The organism is Catellatospora sp. NPDC049133, from assembly GCF_040648455.1.
Taxonomy (GTDB): Bacteria; Actinomycetota; Actinomycetes; order Mycobacteriales; family Micromonosporaceae; genus Catellatospora; species Catellatospora aurea.
The window spans coordinates 35157-59067 of record NZ_JBEZDT010000050.1; the positions used below are offsets into that span (position 1 = coordinate 35157).

A 23911-nucleotide genomic window follows, 5' to 3' on the forward strand; every position below is an offset into this window, starting at 1 on the left:
CAGGCGTGCCCGGTCCGACGTGACATCCGTCGCCGTGAGCCACGCCACTGCCGCGAGGCTCGGGACGGTCGGTTGTCGCCGGGCGCACCATCGCGGTGCGGCCCGTCATTCGTACCGGTACTTCAGCGCGTCCCTCTCCACCTGCTCGATGTCGGCGATCGTCAGCTCCGGCATCCGCAGCTGGGCGAGCGTCACCTCGGCCGAGGTCGGCTGGGCGTCCGCGGGCAGCCACTGCTCGGGATTCCAGACGCCGCCGCGCAGCAGCGACTTGGGGCAGTGCGGGTAGACCTCCTCGATGCCCAGCACGAGCGCGCTGGCTGGCGGCTTGCCCACCGCGGTCAGCTGTGACAGCAGTTCGGGGCGGGTGGACACGCAGGCCCGGCCGTTCATCCGGAGGGTCGTGGTGCGCCCCGGGATGACGAACAGCAGTCCTGCTCGCCCGGTGGTGATGACGTTCTGCAGCGTGTCCAGGCGCTTGTTGCCGGTGGCGTCCGGTATCGCCACCGTGCGCTCGTCCAGGACGGCCACGAACCCGGCGGGGCCGCCGCGTGGGGAGACGTCGCAGTTGCCGTCGGCGTCGACGCTGGCGACCAGGACCAGCGATGAGCACGCGATCAACTGTCGGGTCTGCTCGGTGAGTTCGGTCATCTGCTTGCGTACCGCCGCGGCGCTGGGGAGTTCGTAGACCCGACGCAATGCCTCCTGGTCGGGCACGGCGTCGAGGCGCAGCGAGTCGAAGACACTTGCGGCATCGGCTGAGGTCATGTCGCCGACCCTAATCGGACCGGCCCGCGTCTGCTGCCCATGGCGGGCAACCGATCACATCGACCAAATGGAATGTATGAATGTTGGCACGTGTCCCACAAGCTCGCCACAAGCTCGGTGCCCGATGATGCGGCGATGACGATGAAATCGAAGATCCTGCCCGCGCTCGCCGCGACCGTGACGGCCCTGGCCGCCGCGGTCGCCACGGCCGCCGTCGGCGCTCACCCGGGTGCGGCCGCCGACTGCCGGCGCTCGGTCGCCATCGACCCGCAGGTCACCGTGGCCGAGGCCGGCGGCACGCTGACCTTCACCGTGTACACGGACTCCTGCGCCGCGGCGGGCTCGGTGTCCTATACGGTCACCGACGGAACGGCCCGCCGACCCGGCGACTACCAGCTCGCCAGCGGCGTGCTGCAGTGGCCGGCAGGGGACACCGGCAGCAGGCAGGTGCGGGCGGTGATCGCCGGTGACGGCCAGGCCGAGGCGCTGCTGGAGGACTTCGCCGTCACCCTGGGCAGCCCCAGCCAGAACGTCCGGGTGGTGAGCCCGGTCGGCCGGGGCCGGATCTTCGACGACGACGCCCAGCTCCAGGCGGCCACCATCGACCACCGGCTGTGCCTGCTGGAGCCGCGCGGCACCGGGCCGGCGCCCACGGTGCTGCCGTCGCCGTCGGCCAAACCGGACCCGGACCCCGGACCGACCGCGTCGCCGTGCACCGTCGAATCCGGCAACATCATCCAGATCGCGTTCAGCATCAACACCGCCGCCGCCGTCGAGCAGACGGTGCACATCCGGACCTCCGACGGCGACCTGCACGCCGGGCTGGACTACGTCGCCGTGGACCGCACCGTCACCATCCCGGCCGGGGCGACCGGCGGCACGGTTCCCGTCGAGCTGCTGCCGCACGCGTTCACCCAGAACGGCAAGCACTTCGACGCCATTCTCTCGTCGTACTCCGCCGGCCTGGTCGTCTCGGGCACGGCACGGGTGACCGTCTGGCATTAGCCGAGCAGTGCCATGTTCGCCAGCGTCGCCGACTGCAGCCGCTGGTCGTCGACCTCGCGGGACAGTGCGAGCGCCCGGCCGAAAAGGCCCAGGGCGCTCGCGTGGTCGCCGCGGGACAGCTGCAGCAGGCCGATGGCGTTGGCGGTCTCGGCTTCGCGGCGTTTCTCGCCGATGCGCCGCCGCAGGGCCAGGGCCAGTCCGAAGTGGTGCAGTGCCCCGTCCTCGTCGCCGGATGCGAGCAGCGTCTCGCCGAGGTTCTGCAGCGCGGCGCCTTCCAGGTGGGCGTTGCCGATGTCGCGCGCGAGGCGCAGTGCGCGGTGCAGCGCGTCGAAGGCCGCCGGGAAGTCGCCGAGCCGGGTGTGGGCGTCGGCGAGGTTGTTCAGGGCCAGGGCGACGCCGGGCAGGTGGTTGTCGGCAGTGTGCAGGTCCAGTGCCCGCTCGAAAGCGGCCCGGGCGGCGGGCAGCGCGCCCAGCTGGGAGTGGGCGTGGGCGATGTTGTTCAGGGCCATGCCCTGTCCGCGCTGGTCGCCGCCCTCGCGCATCAGTTCCAGGGCGTAGGTGAGCTGCTCCAGGGCCTCCTCGTGGCGGTGGGTGACGTTGAGGGCGACGCCCAGGCCGCTGCGCATCAGCCGCTCGCCGACCGGGTCCTCCAGGTGCAGCGCGGCGGACAGGCCCTCGCGGCATATCTCGGTGTAGTCCCCCCAGTGGCCCCGGTGGGTGTAGTAGCTGGCCAGCAGGTAGGTCAGCTGCCAGGTGACCCGGGCGTCGCCGTGGGCCGCGGCCAGCCGTGCGATCGGCAGCAGGCTGGGGCGCTCGTCGTCGAGCAGGTCCAGCACGTGGGCGGTGTCGGGCAGCGGCGGCAGGTGGGGCGGCGGGTCCTGCCAGGACAGTTTCACCCGGTCGCGAGCCGGTTCCAGCATCTGGTTGGCGGTCTCGGCCAGGGCCAGATACCAGGTGAACAGGGCGGCACGGGTGTCGGCGGCCTCGTCCGGGCCGGCGTTTTCGAGCGCGTACAGGCCGATCAGGTCATGGAAGCGGTACCGCCCGTCGGCGACCTCGGTGACCAGGTGAGCGGCGGCGAGCTCGTCGAGGGCCGCGGTGGCGGGCCGCCCGGCCACGGCGGTGGCCAGGTGCGTGGTGAACGTCGGGCCGGGGTGGTTGCCCAGCCGCCGGAACAGCGTCGCGGCGGGCGGGCTCAGCGTCCGGTAGGTCGCGGCGAACACGGCCCGTACGCCGCCGGGGTGGCCGGGCACCGACAGCACGTCGAGGCGGTCCCCGTCGGTCAGCTCGGCGACCAGTTCGGCGAGCCTGCGCAGGGGGCGGGCGGTGAGTTTCGCGGCGGCGATGCGCAGCGCCAGCGGATGCCCGCCGCAGAGGTCCACCAGCCGGGCGGCGTGCGCGGGCTCCCGGTCGACCCGGTCGTGGCCCAGCACCCGGCGCAGCAGCAGCGCGGCGTCGGCGTGAGGCAGGGCGTCGAGGCTGACGGCGGCGACCTCGTGCTCGACGGCGAGCGCCGGGAGCTGGTGGCGGCTGGTGACGATCAGCAGGCTGCCGGAGTCCGGCGGCACCAGCGGCACGATCTGCTCGGCGGAACCGGCGTTGTCGAGCAGGATCAGCACCCGGCGCTGGTGCAGGGCCGAACGGTACGGGCCGGGATCCAGGGGCGTCGTGCCGGTGCCCAGCGCCCGTAGCAGGTGGCCCAGGGCCTCCTGGGCAGGCATCGCGGCAGCCGGATCGTGGCCGCGCAGGTCGAGGAAGAGCTGGCCGTCGGGGTAGCGGTCGGCGACCCGGCGCGCCCAGTGCACCGCCAGCGCGGTCTTGCCCATGCCGCCGGGGCCGGAGATCACCGCGAGCGGGCCGGGCTGCGACAGCAGGGCGTCGAGCACGGCCTCCTCCGGCTCGCGGCCGGTGAAGTGGCCGACCATGGCGGGCAGCTGGGCCGGCCGGCGGGCCTCCGACGGGCCGTCCAAACCGGCGGCGGGGTCGCGGCGCTGCACCGCCACGTACAGCCGCCGCAGTTCCGGGCCGGGTTCGACGTCGAGCTGCTCGGCCAGGTGGTCGCGCAGCCGGTGGTAGGCCTTGACCGCGTCGGTGTGCCGGCCCGACCGGCACAGGGCCAGCATGAGCAGCCCGACCAGGCGCTCGCGGCCGGGGTCGGCGGCCAGCAGCCGCTCGATCTCGTCGACCGCGGCGACGTGTTCTCCCAGCCGCAGGCGGGCGTCCCAGAGGTCGTCCAGGCAGCGCATCCGCGCCTCGGCCAGCCGCCGCACCTGCTCGGCGGCCCAGCCGGCGGGTTCGGCGTCCTCGAAGGCCTCGCCGCGCCAGAGCCCGAGCCCGTCGAGCAGGTGGGTGACCGCCTCGGCGGCCGCGCCGCGGGCCAGGGCCCGGCTGCCCCGGGCGGCGTCGTCGTGGAACCGGGCGACGTCGACGTCGGCGGGCCGCAGGTCCAGCAGGTATCCGGAGTCGCGGGTGACCAGGATGCCGGGCAGGCCGCAGTCGTCGAGGGCCTGGCGCACGCGGGCGATGTGGGAGTACAGCGACGGGGTCGCGGTGCGGGGCGGCTGCTCGCCCCACAGCGCTTCGGTGAGCCGGGCGTGCGAGACCAGGTTGCCCGCCTGCAGGCCGAGCAGGCCGAGCAGGGTGCGCTGGCGCGCGCCGACCAGGGCGGCGCGCCCGCGCGGGCCGGTCACCTCGACGGGGCCGAGCAGGCGGACCGTCTGCGTGCTCGGGCCGGCCGGCTGCCGCCGGTCCTCGTCGACGCGGTCGCGCATGGTCGCCAGCCTGCCCTGCTCGGCCGGGGACGCGCCCAGCAGCCGCACCAGGGTGTCGAAGCGGTCCGTCGGCGGCAGGGTCTTGCCGGTGAAGTAGTGCGCGATGATCCCGGTGGACCAGCCGGTCCGGGCGGCCAGTGCGCGGTAGGTCAGCTCGGTGCCGCCGCGCCGCCGGGCGTCGCGCCGTTTGAGCTGGCGCAGCAGCTGGGCAAGGTCCTGCAGGGTGCCCCCGTCGGCCATCAGTCTCCTTGATAGACGAAGCTGAGTATGTCCATCGTACGTGCGATACAACGATGTTCAACGATGTTCAGGATCGCCTGGGCGGCCGCGTGCCCGCTCCCACGATGGCTGCCATGACTGACACACCGTCCCGCCGTGCCAGGATCGGATGGAGCGTCACGGCGCTCCTGGTCATGGCCGTGCTCCTGCCCGCCACGGGCGCTTCGGCCGCCGAGGAGCCCAAGACCGACACTCCCGGCGTCGCCCCCGCCGAAGCCGTGCCCGGCGGCTTCCGGACCTGGGAAGACCTGAGCGAGGCGCAGACCCGCCTCAACACCGCCGCCGACGACATCCTGTCGGTGGACTCACCCGGCTACGCCGGCACGATCGCCGCCCCCGAGAACGGCGAGCTGCACGTGTACTGGAAGGGTGAGGTCCCCGCCGACGCCCGCGAACGCGCCGCCCGCACCGGCGTCCCGGTCCGGTTCCTGCCGGCCCGCTACAGCGAGGCCGAGCTCGCCGCCGAGGTCGACCGGCTCGGCGTCGACAGCCGCGTCGCCACCGCCGCACCGCAGGTCGACGGCTCCGGCCTGACCGTCACCGTGAGCACCGAAGCCGACCGCGAGGCGGTCCTGGCCGAGGCGCGCCTGCCGCTGACGGTCACCGTCGAACGCCGGCCCGACCTGCTGTTCAACCGACAGGCCGACATCTCCCCGTACTGGGGCGGGGCCCGCTGGAACAACCTCAGCACGGGCGGTTCCTGCTCCACCGGATTCAGCGTCAACTGGGCCGGGTCACCCCGCATGCTGACCGCGGGGCACTGCGGCAACAACGGCAACGTCGCCCGGATCGGCACCGCGACCCAGCCCAACACCACCATCGTCGCCGACGTCAACGCCCGCGACACGCAAATGCTCAACCGGCCCGCCAACCGCACCTTCGCCGGCCGTATCTACACCGGAGCCTGGAACAGCTCGTCGAGCATCCGGGTCGGCGGCTCCACCGCCGACTACGTCGGCAACTGGATCTGCACCGGCGGCTCGTTCAGCGGCGAGCACTGCAACGCCAAGGTGTACGCCGTCAACACCAGCGTGCTCGGCATGGCCCCGATGACGTACGCGGCGAAGGTGCCGGGCACCCCGGTCGCGGGCAACTGCATCGCCGCCCCCGGCGACAGCGGCGGCCCGGTCTACTCGCATGGCATCTTCATCACGTGGCCCCTGAAGATCGAGATCGCGGCGGTGGCCCGCGGCACGATCACCGCGGGCTACCTGGACACGCCCTGCGTGTCGCTCGGGGTGTGGAAGACCGGCTCCTACCGGGTCTTCTACGCACCGGTCAAACGGCCGCTGTTCAGCCCGTACGTCGGCTCGCTGACCTATTACGGGGCCAGCCTGCTGTGACCCGAGCCCGCCGCGGCCGGGAGGGTGCGAGTCCCTTCCGGCCGCGGCGTCGCGCGCACCCGCGCCGGACACATCGACGCGGGTGGACATCCGTGCCGGTCCGGGCGAGGCTGGGGCGATGGTGGAGCCCGATGTCGCGCGGGCACTACGGACCGGGCCGTTCGCGGTCGCGCTGGACGTCGCGATCGAGGCCGGCGGGATGACGCTTGAGCGGCTCTCGAACCGCCTGCAGGACAGGGGAGTGCGGCTGTCCCGGGCCTCGCGGTTTTCCGCTTTACGTCGAGTCATGCGGTCGAGGAGAGTCACGGGATGCACTTCTGCCAGCGTTGCGAACCTGCGGTCGTTCTCGAACCGGTCGCGGACGCCGCGGTCTGCGCCTGCTGCGGCTGGACCGAACCCGCACGCCGCGAGCCGCTGTACGTCATCACCGGAGCGTCCGGTGCCGGAAAGTCGGCGATCTTCGCCCCGCTGGCCGCTGCGCTGCCCGAGTGCGTCGTATTCGATGTGGATTGGCTGATCGACCCGATGAAGACCGACGGAACGGTCGACTGGGACGCGTTCCGCGATGCCTGGCTGAGCGTCGCGCACGGGATCGCGCAGGGACACCGCAGTACGGTCCTGCTGGGGCCGCTGATGCCTGAGCAGCTGGCGTACCTGCCGTCGCGGCGCTGGATCGGACCGATTCACTTCGCCGTCCTGGACTGCACGGACGAGCAGCGCCGCGGCCGACTTCAGGCCAGGCCGTCCTGGCGAGAGCACGCGGTCGGCGAGCACCTGGCCTTTGCCGCGCACCTGCGCCGCACCATCCCGACCGTCCTGCACACCGGAACGGATACGCCGGCTCAGACTGCTCGACAGGTCGCCGCCTGGGTGAGAGGAACCGCGTCGGGCCGCGACCATCACGCGACGAGTGATTGAGGCTTCCGGCCGGCCCAGCCGCACCAACGGCGGCATCATGTGCGGCGCGACGCGCCCACCACCAGAAACGGCCTGGAGCCGGATCCCGCTGTGTCGCGAGGTCCGGCTCCAGTGCGTGCGCTCAGTACCGGTAGTGGTCCGGCTTGTACGGACCCTCGGCGTCGATGCCCAGGTAGTCGGCCTGTTTCGTGGTCAGGGTGGTCAGCTGCGCCCCGAGTGCGTCGAGGTGCAGCCGGGCGACCTTCTCGTCGAGGTGCTTGGGCAGCATGTGAACGCGCCGCTCGTACATCTCGGGCCGGGTGAACAGCTCGATCTGCGCGATGACCTGGTTGGTGAAGGAATTCGACATCACGAAGCTCGGGTGGCCCGTGGCGTTGCCGAGGTTGAACAGGCGGCCCTCGGACAGCACGATGATCGAATGGCCGTCGGGAAATCGCCACTCGTGCACCTGCGGCTTGATCTCGACCTTGACGATGCCGGGCACCCGGCCCAGCCCGGCCATGTCGATCTCGTCGTCGAAGTGCCCGACGTTGCCGACGATCGCGTTGTGCTTCATCCTGGCCAGCTGCTCGACCGTGATGATGTCCGTGCCCCCGGTCGTGGTGATGAAGATGTCGCCCGTGGCGACGACGTCGTCGAGCCTGACCACCTGCAGGCCCTCCATCGCGGCCTGCAGCGCGCAGATCGGGTCGATCTCCGTGACGACCACGCGGGCGCCCTGACCGCGCAGCGCCTCGACCGCGCCCTTGCCGACGTCTCCGTAGCCGCAGACCACGGCGAGCTTGCCGCCGATCATGACGTCGGTGGCGCGGTTGAGGCCGTCGGCCAGGGAGTGCCTGATGCCGTACTTGTTGTCGAACTTGGACTTGGTGACCGAGTCGTTGACGTTGATCGCGGGAAACAGCAGGCGATCTTCCCGGGCGAGCCTGGACAGGCGGGTGACGCCGATGGTGGTCTCCTCGCTGACGCCGCGCAGCTGCGCCGCGATCCGGGTGAAGCGCTTGCCGTCGGCGTCCATGCTCGCCCGTAGCGTCTGCAGCATCAGCCGATACTCGGGGTGGTCGTCGTCGGCGGGCGCCGGGACCCCGCCCGCGGCTTCGAACTCGACGCCGAGGTGCACCAGCATGGTGACGTCCCCGCCGTCGTCGACGATCATGTTCGGTCCCTGGCCGTCGCCGAAGTCGAACAGCCGCATGGTGCACCACCAGTAGTCCTCCAGCGACTCGCCCTTCCAGGCGAAGACCGGGATGCCGGACGGCTGTGCGACGGTGCCGGTCGGGCCGACGACCACCGCGGCCGCTGCCTCGTCCTGGGTGGAGAAGATGTTGCAGGACACCCAGCGCACGTCCGCGCCGAGCGCGACCAGCGTCTCGATGAGGACCGCGGTCTGGATCGTCATGTGCAGCGAGCCCGCGACGCGGGCCCCGCGCAGCGGCTGGGCGGCCGCGAACTCGCGGCGGACGGCCATCAGGCCGGGCATCTCGTGCTCGGCCAGCCGGATCTGGTGGCGGCCCGCCTCGGCCAGCGACAGGTCCGCGACGGCGAAGTCGATGCCGTTGCGGTGCTGCGGTTTCGCGTTCATGGTTCCTCCCTCAGGAAAGGATCGACGGTCGGTCCCGAGCGGAGGTGAGGCGCGTGAGCCCGTGGCGAGAGCCGGTCGAGCACAGCAAGAAGGGCACCTCCGCGTTCGGAGGCGCCCTTGGGGAGAAGCCGGGGCCGAGCGTGGCGGGCCGCGGCCCGAAGACCGCCGGTCCGTCGCAGCGCCTCTCGACCTCGACCGCGCAGGTACGCGCGGTCCGACTATACGACACGACCGGGCCACGAGGCTTCGCCATGGGTCAGGACGCCAGATAGGACCTCCAGCCGCCGTGCTCGGTGATGTCGGGGGCGTCCTCGGTAGCCGCAGATTCGCAGAGAAAACCGGTCACGAGGCTGCCGTCGGCCAGCCGGACCTTGCCGAGCGTCATCGGCTCGGGCAGCGCGGCCAGCAACCGGCCGAGCGCGGCAGGCGGCAGCAGCCATATCTCACCGTCGATGCTGTCCCCGCCGGAGCCCACGCGCACCAGGCCCGGCTTCGGCGGCTGCGTCGGCAGGGCGTACAGGCGGTACTCCGGCGCCGTGCGGACCTGGGCGGCGCACCGGCCGCCGGCCGAGGTGAGCTGCTCGTTGAGCGGCTGGCCGGTCAGGTGCGCGCCGATGACCAGCAGCGGCAGCCCACCGGTCGGCGGGACGGGCGCGGGCTCCTCCAGGATCAGTGCCGCGACGTCGGCGGCGACGGCGTCGGCGAAACCGCGGGCGATCACCTGTACGCCGAAGTGCCCGCCCTCGACCTGCCCGGCCGGCACGGCGACGGCCGCGAGGTCGAACAGGTTGCAGAAGTTGGTGTACGTGCCCACCAGCGCGTTGACGCCCACCGGGTCGGCGGCGACCTGCGCGATCGTGGGGTGGACCGGGGCGGTCGGCAGCAGCAGCGCGTCAGCGTCGCCCCATTCGGCCATCGCCTGCTCGCGCAGCCGCTCCAGGCGCTCGGTGTCGGCGACCAGCACATGCGCGGGCACGTCCCGAGCGGCGGTGATGATCCCGGCGACGGTCGGATCGGCGGTGGCGGGACGCCCGTCGAGGAAGGCGCCGACCGCCGCGTACCGCTCAGCGACGAAGCCGCCGCCGTAGAGCAGCTTCGCGGCGGCCAGGAACGGCGCCAGCCGGATCGGGCGCAGCCGCGCCCCGGCCTTGACCAGTGTCTGGGCAGCCTGCTCGAAGGCGTCGAGCCACGGCGCGGACATGCCGACCAGCTCGTCGCGGTCGGGCACCGCGACGACGGGCGCGGGCGGCGCGGCCAGTGGAGCGTCCGCGGGCCAGGGCCGCCCCGCAGGCTCCGACATGATCGACATCGCCTGCCGGGCGGCGGTGAGCGTGCGGGCGAAGACGGTGACGCAGTCGAAGCTGCGGCAGGCCGGCACCACGCCGTCGGTCGGGACCAGGCCCCGGGTCGGTTTCACCCCGACGACGCCCTGGTACGCGGCTGGCACCCGCCCCGACCCGGCGGTGTCGGTGCCCAGCGCCAGGTCCGCGATGCCCAGCGCCACCACCACGGCCGAGCCGGAACTCGACCCGCCCGACACGCGCGCCGGATCGCGGACGTCGCGGACCGCGCCGTACGGGCTGCGGGTGCCGACCAGGCCCGTGGCGAACTGGTCCAGATTGGTCTTGCCGAGCACGAGCGCGCCCGCGTCGACCAGCCGCTGCACGGCCGGGGCGCTGCGCTCGGGCAGGTACGCGTACTCCGGGCAGGCCGCGGTGGTGGCCAGGCCGGCGACGTCGATGTTGTCCTTGACCGCCAGCAGCGAACCGGCCAGCGGCAGCCGCTCACCCGCCGCCAGCCGCTGCTCCAACGCGGCCGCGTCGGCCAGGACGTCCTCCTCGGCGCGCAGCGTGATCCACGCTTCGGGGCGCTCGCCGCGGGCGAGCCGGGCGTACGCGTCGCGTACGCGGTCCTGCGGGGTCATCGGGTCCTCCCGGTGAGTACGACCAGCGGGCTGCCCGGGGCCACCTGGGACCCGGGGGTGACGAGGATGTCGGTGACCTGGCCGTCCTGCGGGGCGACGATCACCGTTTCGAGCTTCATGGCCTCCAGCGCCAGCAACGGCTGCCCGGCGCGGACGCGGTCGCCGGGGCGCACGTCGACCCGCCATACGCTGGACAGCATCGGCGCCTCGACCAGCGCGCCGCCGTCGGGCACCGCGACAGTCGCCGCGGCGGCCGGGGCCTCGGGCTCGGGCCGGGGGTCGAACTCGCCGGCCGCGGCCCAGGCATCGCGTTCGGCGGTGAACGCCGTGGCCTGCCGGGCGCGGAAGTCCGCGATGGACGGCGCGTTGTCGGCCAGGAACGTCTCGTGGTCGGCCAGCCGGAACACGCCGTCGTCGATACGCAGGTCGTGGCGTCCGGCGGCGACGTCGGCACGCAGGTCGAGCAGTTCGTCGGCACCGACCGGATACCAGGAGATCCGGTCGAAGTGGCGCAGCAGCCACGGCGAGCCGGGTTCGAAGCCGCCGGACTGCCGCCACCGCGACCACACCTGCACGGTGCGGCCGACGAACTGGTAGCCGCCGGGCCCTTCCATGCCGTAGATGCACAGGTAGGCCCCGCCGATGCCGACGGCGTTCTCCGGGGTCCAGGTGCGGGCCGGGTTGTACTTCGTGGTGACCAGCCGGTGCCGGGGGTCCAGCGGTGTGGCGACCGGCGCGCCGAGGTACACGTCGCCGAGGCCGAGCACCAGGTAGCTGGCGTCGTAGACGGTGCGGTACACGTCGTCGGCGCTGTCGAGCCCGTTGACGCGGCGGATGAACTCGATGTTCCACGGGCACCAGGGGGCGTTGTCGCGCACCCCGGCCATGTAGCGGGCGATCGCCTCCCGGGTGGCCGGGTCGTCCCAGGACAACGGCAGGTGCACGACCCGGCTGGGCACCTGCAGCGCGGAGGTCGCGGGCAGCTCGTCCTCCACGCCGCGGGCCAGGTCGAGCAGCCGCCGTACGGGCAGCACGTCCGGGTCGACGTGGATCTGCAGCGAGCGGATGCCGGGGGTCAGGTCGACGACGCCGGGCAGCCGCTCGGCGCGCAGCCGCTCCATGAGCGCGTGGGCGCGCAGCCGCAGGCCCAGGTCGAGGGTCATCGGGCCGTACTCGACGAGCAGGTTGTCGTCGCCGCTGCGCCGGTAGGTGACGGCGGGTCCGGCGTCGCTCGGGTCCCGGCGGGCCAGCACGCCGTCGTCACCGGTGCCCGGCGGCAGTAGCAGCACCGGCCCCGACCGGCCGGCCCGCAGCGCGGCGGCGGTGTCGTCGCCGACCGGTGTGAACCGGACGGTGTCGCCGGGGCTGAGCTGGCCCAGCTTCCAGCGTTCGGCGGTGACCACGGTGGCCGGGCAGACGAATCCGCCCAGGCTCGGGCCGTCCGGGCCGAGCAGGATCGGCACGTCGCCGGTGAAGTCCACCGCGCCGACGGAGTACGGGGTGTCGTGGATGTTCGACGGGTGCAGCCCCGCCTCGCCGCCGTCGGCGCGGGCCCAGCGCGGTTTCGGCCCGACCAGGCGCACCCCGGTGCGGGCGGAGTTGAAGTGCACCTGCCAGCTCGCGGCGTAGAACGCCTCGATGTCCTCGCGCAGGAAGAACTCCGGCGCGGCGTGCGGGCCCTCGGTGACGGCGAGCCGCCACTCGGTGCCGATCACGGGCCGGTCCTGGAGCGGGACCGGTCCCGTGATCGGCGCGGTCGGCATGGCGGCCCGCAGCACGTCGCCGACCCGCAGCGCCCGCCCGCCGTGTCCGCCGAACTGGCCGAGGGTGAACGTCGCCGCGCTGCCCAGATACCGGGGCACCTCGAACCCGCCCGCGACCAGGACGTACGCCCGCAGCCCGGCGGTCGCGCGGCCCACGTCCAGGACCGCACCCGCGGGCACCTCGACCGGCTCCCAGCAAGGCACCGGCGTGCCGTCGACGGTCACCGGCACCGTCGCGCCGGTGACGCAGACGGTGGTGGCGGCGGTGAAGCGCAGCGCCGGTCCGTCCACCGTGCACTCCAGTCCCGGCGCGCCCTCGGCGTTGCCCAGCGCCCGGTTGCCCAGCCGGAACGACAGGTCGTCCATGGGCCCGGACGGCGGCACCCCGACCTCCCACAGCCCGGTCCGGCCGGGCCAGTCCTGCACGGCGGTGAGCGTGCCAGGTCGTTCGACGACGATCCTGGGCTCGCCGTCGGCCACGTCGGCCAGCGTGGCGGTGCTGTGCGCGGCGGCGAGGACGTCGGCGTCGGCCGCGGCGGCCCGCAGCAGCCCCAGGTTCGTCTCGACGCCGTCGATGCGGGTGCCTGCCAGCGCCGCCCGCAGCGCCGCGAACGCCTCGTCGCGATCCGTGCCGGTGACGATGACCTTGGCCAGCATCGGGTCGTAGAAGGTGCTGACCTCGGTGCCGGCCTCGACCCACCCGTCGATGCGGGCCGACGCGGGGAACTCGGCCCGGGTGACCAGCCCGGCACTGGGCCGGTGGTCCTGCGTCGGGTCCTCGGCGTACACACGCGCCTCGACGGCCGCCCCGGCCGGGCGGAGCGGGGTTTCCACGACGCTGTGGTCGCCCTGCGCCAGCCGCAGCATCCACTCGACCAGATCCACGCCGAAGACCTGCTCGGTCACCGGGTGCTCGACCTGCAACCGGGCGTTGACCTCCAGGAACGACGCCTGCTCGCGTTCGGCGTCGTACACGAACTCCACCGTGCCCGCTGAGCGGTAGTCCACCGACGCGCACAGCGCAGAAGCGGAGGCGTGCAGCCGCTGCCTGACCGCGTCCGGCAGCCCCGGCGCGGGTGCCTCCTCGATCACCTTCTGGTTGCGGCGCTGCAGGCTGCAGTCGCGGTCGCCGAGCACGACCACGCTGCCCCGGCCGTCGCCGAACACCTGCACCTCGACGTGCCGGGCGCGCGGCACATACCGCTCCAGGAACACCCCGCCGCTGCCGAAGCTGGCCACGGCCAGGCGCTCCACCTGGTCGTACGCCGCGGCCAGCTCCTGCGGGGTGTGGCAGGCCCGCATGCCGATGCCGCCGCCGCCACCGGTCGCCTTGACCATCACCGGGTAGCCGATGCCGTCGGCGGCTGCCAGCGCCTCGTCCAGGCCGGACAGCAGCCCGGTGCCCTCGATCATCGGCACCCCGGCGGCGCGGGCCAGGTCACGGGCGGTGTGCTTGGCCCCGAACGCGGTGATCTGCTGCGGCGTGGGGCCGACGAACACCAGCCCGGCCGCTTCGACGGCGGCGGCGAACCCGGCGTCCTCGGACAAGAACCCGTACCCGGGATGCACGGCGCCCGCGCCGGTGGCCAGCGCCGCCGCCAGGACCCGGTCCACCCGCAGGTAGCTGTCGCGGGCGGGGGCCGGGCCCAGGTGCACGGCGGCGTCGGCCATCCGCACGTGCGGGGCGGACCGGTCGGGATCGGAGAAGACGGCGACGGTCTTGAGCCCGAGCCGCGCGGCGGTGCGGATGACTCGGCAGGCGATCTCGCCGCGGTTGGCGACGAGCAGGGTGTCGAACATGGCGGGCCTCTCAGCGGGGACGGCGGCTCAGGGCGCGGTGACGACCAAACGCACCGGGGTCGGGTCGAAGCCGTTGCACGGGTTGTTGACCTGGGGGCAGTTCGACACCAGCACCAGCACGTCGAGTTCGGCGCGCAGGGCGACGCGCAGGCCGGGGGCGGAGATGCCGTCGACGATGCCGAGGCTGCCGTCCGGGTCGACGGGCACGTTCATGTACCAGTTGATGTTGCTGACCAGGTCGCGTTTGCCCAGGCCCCACCGCGCTCCCTCGGCGAGGAAGTTCTCGACGCAGGCGTGCTGGTGCGCGGTGTGGTGGCCGTAGCGCAGGGTGTTGGACTCGCGGCTGCACGCCCCGCCGACGGTGTCGTGCCGGCCGACCTCGTCGGCCACGACGGTCATCAGCGCGCGGCCCTCCGACGAGCGCAGCACGCTTCCCGCGGTCAGGAAGATGCCGCCCTGGGCGGCCAGCGTGTCGGGTGCGGAGTACCGCTCGGCGGTGTCGTCGGCGCGGTAGATCAGGCAGTCGACGGCCTGGTTGCCGTGCAGGTCGACAATGGTCAGCACCTGCCCGCGGCGGACGACCGCCGACCACGGGGCCCTGGCGGGGACCGTCTCGTCGAGCACGACGGTGCCCGGCACCAGGGCGGGCACGGTAGTGGACGCGGTCACGAGAGCCCCCGGGCGGTGAGGTGGTCGGCGGTGTTGGCGAACGCGCGCTCGCCCTCGGGCGTACGCGTCCACAGCGGATCACCGGGCGCGGTCCGCCGGTCCCGCCAGGCCCGCACCTGCACCGGGGTGCACGTGTACGCCGGACGGGGGTCGATCGGGTGCGGCACGTTGGCCAGCAGCGCGACGACCGGCATCTCGGTGCGCAGTTCGACGCTCGCGCCGGGCCCGGCCGAACCGAGCCAGCGGAACGTGCCGTCGGCGTCGACGCGTACGCCCTGGAAGAACGAGATGCTCGGCGGCAGGTCCCGGCGGCTGAGCCCGTGCTTGGCCGCGGCCAGCGTGAACAGCTCCCGCCCGGCGGGGGAGGGGCCGTGGGCGGCGCCGTCGCCGTAGCGCTCGGTGTTGCGCAGCAGGGTGGACGTGCCGCAGAAGGTGTCGGAGCGGTCGCGGGCCCCGGCGGTGACCGAGGCGAGCACCCGCCCCTGGTCGGACAGCAGCAGGTGGCCTTCGCCGACGTAGGCCTGCCACAGCACCTTGACGGTGTCGGCGACGTTGAGCCGCTCCCAGGGCTCGTCAGCGCTGAACAGCAGCACCGACACGCAGGCGTCGCCGTCGAGGTCGGTCAGCCGCAGCGCCGTCCCGGCGGCCAGCCGCCGGTGCGCGTAGCCCCCGCCGGGCACGGTCTCGGCCCAGACCAGGTCGGCGGCGTCGACGCCCGCGGGCGGCTCGGCCAGCCCGCGGGCGGGCACGGTCGGCATGCAGGCCGTGACGGTGCCGCCCTGGGCGCGGGCGTGTGCCCGCGCCCCGGCGGTGGTGGCGGTCGAGCCCGTCACGCGGCCTCTCCCTCGGCCACGACGGCCAGCGGGAGCAGCAGTTGCGGCGAACTGGTCCGGGCGCGGAAGCGCCGGTACACCAGCGCGCCGACCAGCAGCGAGCCGCCGACGAACAGCAGTGAGAAGTAGTGCAGGTACCAGTGCTCGCCGGTCGGGTCGTAGACCTCCTGGCGGGGCCAGCCCAGGTTGAGGATCATGCCGATGCCGTAGACGACGGCCAGCACGTTGACCGCCAGACCCCACCTGCCCAGCGAGAACAGCCGCCCGCCACGCTCGGTGGCGGCGGCGTCCTCGCCACGCGGCCAGCCCTTGAGCCGGCGCACCAGCAGCGGCACCGTCACCAGCGCGTACGCCATGTAGAGCATGACGATGCAGACGCTGGTGAGGGCGGTGAACAGCGCCGCCTGTCCGATGTTGACGAACAGCACCGCGGCGGCGCCGACGCCGACGACGATCGCGGGCAGGGCGGGCGCGCCGGTGCGCGGCGACACCTTGCGCAGCGCCGCGGAGAACGGCAGCACACCGTCGCGGGCCATGGAGAACACCATGCGGCTGCCCGCGGTCTGGATCGCCAGGGTGCAGACCACGACCGCGATCGCGACGTCGATCAGCAGGATGCGCCCGCCGGTCTCGCCCAGCCTGCTCATCAGCACGTACGGCAGGCCCTCGGTGGCCAGCCGCCCGTCGGTCAGGCTAGGCGCCGCCATCAGCGCCACCAGCAGCATCAAGCCGCCGCCGATGCCGGAGGCGGCCAGCGCCCGCAGGATGGTGCGCGGCGCGGTGTGGCGCGGGTCGCGGGTCTCCTCGCTGAGCTCGCCGGCGCTGTCGAAGCCGACCACGACGTAGGCGGCCATCAGCGCCGACACCAGGAACGCCCCGACGTAGCCGAAGCCCGAACCGGTGCCGCCGGTGTCGAGGACGACGCCCGGCCCGCGCTCGGCGTTGACCAGCAGCAGCACCACCACCGCGACCACGCCGATGATCTCCAGCGTCACGCCGGTGCTGTTGATGATCGCCATGAGGCGTACGCCGATGACGTTCACCAGCGTGGTCAGGCCGATCAGGATCGAGCCGAGGATGACGGCGTTGGTCGCCCCGGTGGGCGAGGTCAGCGACGGGTCGTCGCCGACGAGCTGGAACCCCGACCAGATCGACGGGAGCACCACCTGCAGGGCGATGGCTGCCGCCGCGACGGTGACGGTCTGCGCGATGATCATCACCCAGCCGGCGAACCAGCCGACCGCCGAGTTCGACAGGCGGCGCGACCACTGGTAGATGCAGCCGGAGATCGGATACCGGGCGGCCAGCTCGGCGAAGGTCAGCGCGACCATGAACTGCCCGGCGAACACCAGCGGCCAGGTCCAGAAGAAGGCCGGCCCGCCGAACGAGAAGCCGAAGGCGAACAGTTGGAACACCGTGGTGAGGATCGAGACGAAGGAGAATCCGGCGGCGAACGACGCGTAGCTGCCGATGCTGCGGCGCAGCTCCGGCTCGTAGCCGAAGCCGCGCAGGTCCGCGGCGTCGGCGCCGGGACCGGTCACGGCGACCGGGGGCGGCGCGGGCGGAGCGGGGGTGGGGGACATGACCGCCTCCTCGTTTTCGGCGGCGGATCCTGAACCCGCCGACCGCCAATACCTGTCGGCCGACAGATTTATGCGGAGGCGTATCGGGCTGAGTGCTCCGCGGTAAAACCTGCGTTGCCGCAAACTCACCGCGGACATGGCGGAGCAGTGAACAGCCCCGCGCGGGCGGGATGCGACGATGCAGGGCGTGAAACCGCAGCCCGCCGCCGTCGGCCGCCCCAGGTCCGGAGCGCGCCGCCTGCCCGCGGCCACCGCCCGCGAGGAGATCCTCGACGCCGCCGCGGAACTGTTCGCCCAGCGCGGCTACGCGGCCACGTCCACCAGGCTCATCGCCGAGGCGGTCGGCATCCGGCAGGCCTCGCTCTACTACCATTTCGACAACAAGGAGCAGATCCTCGCCGAACTGCTCGAAGCGACCGTCCGTCCCTCGCTGGACTACGCCGCCGACCTCGACCGGCAGGGCCCCGCCCCGGCTGCCGCCCTGCACGCGCTGGTGACCTACGACGTGGGAGTCCTGCTCACCGCCCGCTGGAACGTCGGCATCCTCTACGCCCTGCCCGAGGTCGCGACCGAACCCTTCAACCGCTTCCGCACCGAGCGGGAGCGCCTTCGCGAGACGTATCGCGTGCTCACGGCCGCCGCCGCGCCGGCAGGCGCGGACGCGTTCCTCGGCGATCTCGTGTTCGGGCTCGTGGAGAGCGTCATCGGGATACGCCGCGACCTGCCCGTCGCACCGCCGGAGGAGCTGCAGCGGGCGGTGGCCGCCGCGGTGCTGCGCCTCGTCGGGGTGGACGCCTGACTCGCCTGACGTGCGGTCAGGAGACCGATGGCGGCCAGCGGTGTTCGCGCCACTCGTCCCACGTCGCGAATCCGGCCGGCGGGTTGTCGACGGGTTCGCTGCCGTCGAGTTCGCCTGGGGTCGGGATCTGCATGAAGGCAGCCCACTCGGTCAGTTCCTCGTCGGACATGGGCCAGGTCGTGTGCGGCTCTTCGGCTTGGCGCTGATCGACTCGTTTCCGCTGCTCCGACGGGGTCAGTTCGCAGTAGAGCAACTCGACCGCCGCGCCCCGGTCCGCTGCTGCCCGGCGCAGCGCGGAGCGCTCGTCCCGACTCCAGAGGCTGAAGTCGATCACGACGTTGTTGCCCAGTTCCAGGGCGCGCAGCCCGATCCGGATGAGCCGCCCCTCGATCACATCCCCGGCCGAAGTCGGATTGTCGTCACCGTAGAGGGCCTTCACCCATTCGTCCTTCGTCAGACGAAGCGCGTCCAGCTCGATCTCGATGCGCCGGGCCGCGGTGGTCTTCCCTGTGCAGGGCAGACCCACCGTCAGGAACAGTGTCGGTCGCCTCATGCTCGCCCGCTTTCGATGGAACGTCGCGACACCGACGTCGGCCCAACGGATCGCGGCGTCCGCCGATCATCGGATCATCGCCGGTGACAGGTCTGGCTAAACTCGGCCGGAGACGGCCCTCCAAACCGTACGCCGGATCGGCTCCATTCGCGTTCAGCACCAGCTCGTGACGGATTCGCGTGGCGAGACGACCGTAGTTCGGACCTGGGAGGTGGCGTGCGGGTCAGCGACGTGATGACGGCGTTCCCGGCATACATAAGGCTCGGCGCCACCATCCGGCGCGCGGCCGAGGTGGTCAGCGTGTCCGAGGTCGGGCAGCTGATGGTGCTGGACCACGAAGGCCGGTTCGTCGGCTCATTGTCGGAAGAGGACCTGGTGCGCGCCATGCTGCCGGGCTTCGACGACGTCACCGCCGACGGCGGCACGCTCGCGGACGCGTTCCGGATCTTCCTGGAGCGGGGCCGCACTCTCGCCGACCGCCCCGTCGACCCCCTCGTCGTCCGCGACGCGGCGACCGTCAGCCCCGGCGACGAACTCGCCCGCGCGGCGATAGTCATGATCGACCGCGGGATCCGGCGGCTTCCCGTCGTCGACGGCGGCAAACTCGTCGGCACTCTGTCACGCGCCGACCTGTGCCGAGCGGTGATCTACCATTCCTGAGCTGCGGCTGGTCCTGACCGATCGGCACACCCAGACGACCAGTGAGCGGGTGTGCGCGCTGCCGGTCACGTTCGGCCGTGACGCCGGCGTGGCCGCGGTGAAGCTCGACGACAGCAGCGTGTCCCGGCGCCATGCGCAACTGGAGTTGATCGGCGACTACCTGGTGCTCACCGATCTCGGCAGCACCAACGGCACCTACGTCAACGACCAGCGGCTGACCCGCCGCCAGGCGCTTGTTCCGGGGGACCGGATCCGGATCGGCCGGTTCGACGTGGCCTGGATGTTCGTCGATCCGAACGCGACGGTGTCGGTCGACGAGTCGCACCTGACCGTCTTCCGGCCCGACACCCCGCCCGACGTCGCCGCGCGGCGGGTGGTGCGGGCCGCTGAGGCGCACAACCGCCAGGTAGGCCACGAACTCGACGGGTTCCTGTCGCTCGCGCACGGGTTCCTGCCCGCGTTACCGCCGCTGCTGGCCTTCCCGGACTCGCACCGCGCCTGGGACGAGATGACCGACCGGCTGCCCGACCTGTTCCGCCGGCTCACGCTGCGCCGGGCGTTCGACGCGATGCCGGTCCTCGACGCCAGACCCGAGGCACTGCCCGACCGCTACCTGCTGCGCGCCTCGACCCTGCTCGGCGTGTTCGCCCACGCCTATCAGTACATGGCGATCGACCCGCCCGCCGCGCTGCCCGACTCGCTGCTGCGGCCGTGGACCACCGTCTCGCGACGGCTGGGCAAGCAGACCCCGGCCGTGTCGTACATCGACCTGTTCTTCTACAACTGGCGGCTGCGCGACCCGTCCGGTCCCCGGGCGCTGGACAACATGGACCTGCTCGTGCCGACCTGGAACAACGCCGCCGAGCGGGTGTTCTACCTGGTCACCACCGAGTTCGCGATGGGGCTCACACCCGTGCTGGGCGCGATGCTCGACGCCCAGGAGGCCGTGGTCGCCGACGACCCGGCCGCGCTGGAAGGGGCGCTGCTGGTGATCCTCGACCAGTTGCAGCACGTCACCCAGGCCATCTACCCCCAGATCGACCCCAACCCCCGCGGCCGGCACCCCCTCGACCAGGTGCTCTGGGCCAAGACGGTCGGCACCGCCGGCGTGCCGATCTTCGAAGGCGCGCCCAGCCCGAGCGGCACCGCCCAACCGCAGATCCACGCGCTCGACGCGTTCCTCGAACGCCGGGACTACGGTTCCCTCGTCGGGCAGCAGAGCACCTACCTTGCCGGATACTTCCCCCGGCACTGGCAGGAACTCGTGGCGGCACTGCGTGAGGTGTCGGTGCGCCAGTACGTGGAGGACACCCGCAGCAGCGCCCTGCGCGGCGTCTACAACGCGATGCTCGACGCCTACGTCGGCGACCGCGGCTGGATGGGACTGCACCGCATCAAGGCGTACGGCTTCCTGGAGGTGGCGTTCAAAGTCGGCCGGCAGGTGACCACCGGCGCCCGGTTCACCGGGCTGTTCAAGGACCGGACCTGGGACAAGGTCGACGGGGAGCTGGCCGTCGTCCGCGAGGAACGCCGTCCGCCGGTGGGCGCGCCCGTGGTGTTCGGGACCGCCCGCCGTGGCCGGGTCGTCACCGGCGAGTCCGGTGGCTGGACCTGCTACCTGGACATCGACGTGACCGGCCAGGGCGTGCACCACCTGCCCGGGGACCGGGTCGGCGTGCTGGCCGAGCACGACGACGACCTCGTGCGCCGCACGGTCGCCGCGCTGCAGGCCACCGGCGACGAGCTGGTGCCGCTCACCCCGCGCTGGCGGGCGGCGGTGGCCTGCCGGGAGGGCTACGGCGACGTCGACGTCCTGCCGCTGCGGACGCTGCTGCGCTTCGCCCAGCTCCGGCCGATCGGCCGGGAGGTCGCCAAACGGCTCACGAGACTCACGGCCGTCGGCGCGTGGCAGCGGGTCGTCGACGCCCGCATGGAGGACCAGTGGGAGCTGTGGGACGTCCTGAACCTGCTGTACGCCGGCGGATACGACGTCACCCGGCTCTGGAAGGCCGACGCCGGCGACAGCGACGCCTTCTGCGCGGTCATCGCGCCCGAACCGTTCCGGCTCTACTCGATCGCTTCGGCTCCGCCGCCCGGTCAACCGGCGACCACCCTGAAACTGGTCGTCGCGGGACTCGACTACACCTCGGCCCGCACGCCGTGGTCGTACCCGCGCGAACGCCAAGGCGCGGCATCGCACTTCCTGCGCCGGGCAAGTCTCGACGGCCGGCAACGGCTCTCCCTGCAGATCGTGGCCACCCCCAGGTTCCGGCTGCCGGCCGACCCGGCGGCCCCCGTCGTCATGTTCGCCGCGGGCTCCGGGATCGCCCCGTTCCTGGGGTTCGTCGCCGCGCGCACCGGACCCGGTGAGAACCGGCTCTACCTGGGCGTCCGGACGCCGGATGAGTTCGTCGAGCACATCGAGCTGGACACGGCGGCCGCGGCCGGCCGGCTGAACCTGGCCGTGGCGTTCTCCCGCGCCGACGCCGGGATCCGGTTCGACGGCCGGCGCCATGTCGTCGGAGCCGGGCAGCGGCGGCGGGTCGACGACGTGATCCGGGCCGAAGCCGACGGTCTCTGGGACCTGCTGCGGCCCGTCGAGGACGGCGGCCGCGGCGCATCCGTCTACGTCTGCGGCAGCTCGCGCTTCTCCGTCGCGGTGCTCCAGGCGCTGACCGCCATCGTGCCCGGCGACGGCCGGGAGTTCCTCCGCCGGCTGGTCGCCGACGGACGCCTCGCCCAGGACGTCTTCACCACCTACCTCGGCCACGCCCAGCAGACGCCGCGTGTCGAGGTGTCAGACCTGGCGCGGCACGACACGCCCGACACGGGCTACTGGATGGCCGTCGGCGGGGCCGTGATCGACGTCAGCGAGTTCATCCACCTGCACATCGGCGGGCCGCACATCGTCCGCAACTACGTCGGCATGGACGCGACCGCGGCATACCGCAAAGTGCTGCACCACGCGCACGCCGAGATCGACTCGCAGCTCTCCATGTACCAGATCGGCCACCTGCGCCGACTGCAGTTCGGCGCGCGCTGGGGCGTGGTGCTCACCGAGGGCGGCCTGCGCTCGCTGCCGCTGGAGGAACTTTTCCGGGGCTGGGTGCGGTTCCTGTACATGCTGGTCGCCATGCGCAACGCGCTCACCGCCGACTACGGGTTCACCGCCGCGGTCACCACCCTGGGCGAAGACCCCCGGGACCTGACGGCCTTCAAGGCGCAGTACGTCATCGAAGGACACCGCCGGTTCCTGGTCAGCTACCTGGACGGGATCCTGCACGACGACCTGCGCACCCTGTGGCAGCACACCGTCGGCTTCTGCGACCCGCAGCAGGACGTCCGCCACCTCGACACCGAACTCGCAGCCCTGTCGGCCCGGCCCGACGTCACCCTCGTGCGGACCTCCGTGACCGCCGTCAAGCAACTGCTGCTGACCGGCGACGACCACCGCCGGGTCACCGCACTGTGCCGCATCTACGCCCATGCCGACGTCCAGCTGCTCAGCGACCTGAAGTCCGCCGTACTGCGGGCGATCCGGGCCTTCGAGATCCACGAGGCCGACGTCGTCGAGCGGGCGGGAACCGAACTGCTGGACGCCGTCCGCGGTGTGCTCGCGGCGGTGTCGGTCTACTACGAGCGCCTGGCCGCGCAGACGCGCACGCACGGCGTCGAGGCCGACGGCGCGGTCGAGGAGGCGATTCCTGCCGACCGGGGTCTGCCCGGCCACGGCGGCCCGTTACTGGTCCCGGGCGACCGCGGCGAGGGGTGATGTCGGCGGCGGTTCGATGAGTTTCCGCGCCGGGACCGGTCTTAGGGTGGAGGGGCGAGAAGAAGGAGATGGTGATCATGGCCTTTCCACCTGTCGTCGACCAGGCGACCTGGCGTAAGGAACTGGACGAACTGCGTGTCCGCGAGAAGGCGGCCACCCGGGAACTCGATGCGATCGCGGCGCAGCGGCGACGGCTGCCCATGGTGCCTATGCCCGATTACACCCTGGTCGGGGCCGAAGGCCCGGTCCGGCTCGTCGACATCTTCGACGGCAAGTCGCAGCTGATCGTCTATAACCACATGTGGGACCCGGACGCCGAGTGGCAGTGCGGCGGGTGCACCAGCCTGACTTCGTCGTTCACCCGGCTGGACTTCCTCGACAACTACGACGCGCGATTCGTCATCGTCACCCAGGGCCCGATCGAGGCGGCCCTCGCCTATGCCGAACGCGTCGGCAACACCATGACGTGGTACTCCACCGCCGACAGCCCGTTCGGGGCCGACGTCGACGCCCCACCCGGCGGCGGGTTCGGGTTCAACGTGTTCCTGCGCGACGGCGACCGGGTCTACCGCACCTGGCACACGACCGGCCGCGGAGCCGAACAGCTCACGTACACCTTCGCGTTGGTCGACACCCTGCCCTTCGGGCGGCAGGAGGAGTGGCAGGACTCCCCAGAGGGCTGGCCGCAGCAGCCGACTTACAGCGGCTGGCTCGACTCGCCCGACGTCGCCCAGCTGTACGGCCCGGCGAGCTGAACCGTCTCGCGACCACGCGCGGCTTGAGCCTGTCCTCGCAGTCAGGGTGTGAACTGTTGGTCGGGTTAGCTGAGCGTGACTGCATTCGGTTCGCCCTGGTGGCGGTGTGGCCGGGTGCAGGATGCTGGGCGTTGTCG

The 23911-nt window shown here is 72.5% G+C and carries 16 protein-coding genes; 7 read left to right on the forward strand and 9 right to left on the reverse strand.

Annotation, left to right across the window (positions count from 1 at the left end; genetic code table 11):
- Positions 1–105: 105 nt before the first annotated feature.
- Positions 106–765, reverse strand: a complete 660-nt coding sequence (locus AB0B35_RS37895; protein WP_361055477.1) for an MSMEG_1061 family FMN-dependent PPOX-type flavoprotein — start codon at positions 763–765, stop codon at positions 106–108.
- Between the two features lie 135 nt (positions 766–900).
- Here AB0B35_RS37895 and AB0B35_RS37900 point away from each other — a divergent pair, with 135 nt between their 5' ends.
- Positions 901–1770, forward strand: a complete 870-nt coding sequence (locus AB0B35_RS37900) for a Calx-beta domain-containing protein (RefSeq protein ID WP_361055481.1) — start codon at positions 901–903, stop codon at positions 1768–1770.
- On the opposite strand, the gene AB0B35_RS37905 is transcribed toward AB0B35_RS37900, so the two are convergent.
- Positions 1767–4781, reverse strand: coding sequence for a BTAD domain-containing putative transcriptional regulator (locus AB0B35_RS37905; protein WP_361055484.1), 3015 nt, complete (start codon positions 4779–4781; stop codon positions 1767–1769). The two genes, AB0B35_RS37900 and AB0B35_RS37905, sit on opposite strands and share 4 nt — an antisense overlap.
- Before the next feature lie 113 nt (positions 4782–4894).
- On the opposite strand from AB0B35_RS37905, the gene AB0B35_RS37910 reads away from it, so the two are divergent.
- Complete coding sequence (locus AB0B35_RS37910) at positions 4895–6163, forward strand: S1 family peptidase (RefSeq protein WP_361055487.1); 1269 nt, start codon at positions 4895–4897, stop codon at positions 6161–6163.
- A 309-nt stretch (positions 6164–6472) separates the two neighbouring features.
- On the forward strand, positions 6473–7081 hold the full coding sequence (locus tag AB0B35_RS37915) for a hypothetical protein (RefSeq protein WP_361055490.1): 609 nt from the start codon (positions 6473–6475) through the stop codon (positions 7079–7081).
- Between the two features lie 121 nt (positions 7082–7202).
- Here AB0B35_RS37915 and ahcY read toward each other — a convergent pair whose 3' ends face one another.
- The 6 genes from ahcY to AB0B35_RS37945 all read right to left on the reverse strand — a co-directional run bounded on the left by ahcY (position 7203) and on the right by AB0B35_RS37945 (position 17235).
- Entirely contained in the window at positions 7203–8663 is a 1461-nt protein-coding gene (gene ahcY, locus AB0B35_RS37920) for an adenosylhomocysteinase (protein ID WP_361055493.1), read from the reverse strand.
- A 256-nt stretch (positions 8664–8919) separates the two neighbouring features.
- The gene (gene atzF / locus AB0B35_RS37925) at positions 8920–10587 is read right to left on the reverse strand and encodes an allophanate hydrolase (RefSeq protein ID WP_361055496.1); all 1668 of its coding nucleotides are present in this window, start codon (positions 10585–10587) and stop codon (positions 8920–8922) included.
- Positions 10584–14150, reverse strand: coding sequence for an urea carboxylase (uca, locus tag AB0B35_RS37930; RefSeq protein ID WP_361055499.1), 3567 nt, complete (start codon positions 14148–14150; stop codon positions 10584–10586). Before uca ends, atzF begins: the two co-directional genes overlap by 4 nt.
- A 27-nt stretch (positions 14151–14177) precedes the next feature.
- Positions 14178–14819 carry an urea amidolyase associated protein UAAP2 gene (locus tag AB0B35_RS37935; RefSeq protein ID WP_360527036.1) on the reverse strand — a complete coding sequence of 214 codons (642 nt, stop codon included), beginning with the start codon at positions 14817–14819 and terminating at the stop codon, positions 14178–14180.
- Positions 14816–15652 carry an urea amidolyase associated protein UAAP1 gene (locus AB0B35_RS37940; RefSeq protein WP_361055502.1) on the reverse strand — a complete coding sequence of 279 codons (837 nt, stop codon included), beginning with the start codon at positions 15650–15652 and terminating at the stop codon, positions 14816–14818. Before AB0B35_RS37940 ends, AB0B35_RS37935 begins: the two co-directional genes overlap by 4 nt.
- Positions 15649–17235, reverse strand: coding sequence for an amino acid permease (locus tag AB0B35_RS37945; protein ID WP_361055505.1), 1587 nt, complete (start codon positions 17233–17235; stop codon positions 15649–15651). The genes AB0B35_RS37940 and AB0B35_RS37945 overlap by 4 nt, the downstream gene beginning before the upstream one ends.
- A 187-nt stretch (positions 17236–17422) precedes the next feature.
- Here AB0B35_RS37945 and AB0B35_RS37950 point away from each other — a divergent pair, with 187 nt between their 5' ends.
- Complete coding sequence (locus tag AB0B35_RS37950) at positions 17423–18034, forward strand: helix-turn-helix domain-containing protein (protein WP_361055508.1); 612 nt, start codon at positions 17423–17425, stop codon at positions 18032–18034.
- A 16-nt stretch (positions 18035–18050) separates the two neighbouring features.
- Here AB0B35_RS37950 and AB0B35_RS37955 read toward each other — a convergent pair whose 3' ends face one another.
- On the reverse strand, positions 18051–18638 hold the full coding sequence (locus AB0B35_RS37955) for an ATP-binding protein (protein WP_361055520.1): 588 nt from the start codon (positions 18636–18638) through the stop codon (positions 18051–18053).
- Between the two features lie 165 nt (positions 18639–18803).
- Between AB0B35_RS37955 and AB0B35_RS37960 the strand changes: the two genes are divergently transcribed.
- From AB0B35_RS37960 to AB0B35_RS37970, 3 genes are all read left to right on the forward strand, one after another.
- Positions 18804–19247 (forward strand): CBS domain-containing protein, encoded by a 444-nt coding sequence (locus AB0B35_RS37960; protein WP_361055511.1) that lies wholly within the window; start codon positions 18804–18806, stop codon positions 19245–19247.
- A 49-nt stretch (positions 19248–19296) separates the two neighbouring features.
- The gene (locus AB0B35_RS37965) at positions 19297–23019 is read left to right on the forward strand and encodes an FHA domain-containing protein (protein ID WP_361055514.1); all 3723 of its coding nucleotides are present in this window, start codon (positions 19297–19299) and stop codon (positions 23017–23019) included.
- 77 nt (positions 23020–23096) lie between these two features.
- A complete protein-coding gene (locus AB0B35_RS37970; protein ID WP_361055517.1) occupies positions 23097–23774 on the forward strand; it encodes a DUF899 family protein in 678 nt (225 codons plus the stop codon).
- The last annotated feature ends 137 nt before the right edge of the window (positions 23775–23911 follow it).

What these genes read in the sequence shown, in the direction of transcription:
- uca (WP_361055499.1), bottom strand. Translation starts at nt 14,150, where the DNA reads ATGTTCGACACCCTGCTCGTCGCCAACCGCGGCGAGATCGCCTGCCGA.
- AB0B35_RS37970 (WP_361055517.1), top strand. Translation starts at nt 23,097, where the DNA reads ATGGCCTTTCCACCTGTCGTCGACCAGGCGACCTGGCGTAAGGAACTG.
- AB0B35_RS37905 (WP_361055484.1), bottom strand. Translation starts at nt 4,781, where the DNA reads ATGGCCGACGGGGGCACCCTGCAGGACCTTGCCCAGCTGCTGCGCCAG.
- AB0B35_RS37915 (WP_361055490.1), top strand. Translation starts at nt 6,473, where the DNA reads ATGCACTTCTGCCAGCGTTGCGAACCTGCGGTCGTTCTCGAACCGGTC.
- AB0B35_RS37945 (WP_361055505.1), bottom strand. Translation starts at nt 17,235, where the DNA reads ATGTCCCCCACCCCCGCTCCGCCCGCGCCGCCCCCGGTCGCCGTGACC.
- AB0B35_RS37895 (WP_361055477.1), bottom strand. Translation starts at nt 765, where the DNA reads ATGACCTCAGCCGATGCCGCAAGTGTCTTCGACTCGCTGCGCCTCGAC.
- AB0B35_RS37900 (WP_361055481.1), top strand. Translation starts at nt 901, where the DNA reads ATGACGATGAAATCGAAGATCCTGCCCGCGCTCGCCGCGACCGTGACG.
- ahcY (WP_361055493.1), bottom strand. Translation starts at nt 8,663, where the DNA reads ATGAACGCGAAACCGCAGCACCGCAACGGCATCGACTTCGCCGTCGCG.
- atzF (WP_361055496.1), bottom strand. Translation starts at nt 10,587, where the DNA reads ATGACCCCGCAGGACCGCGTACGCGACGCGTACGCCCGGCTCGCCCGC.
- AB0B35_RS37910 (WP_361055487.1), top strand. Translation starts at nt 4,895, where the DNA reads ATGACTGACACACCGTCCCGCCGTGCCAGGATCGGATGGAGCGTCACG.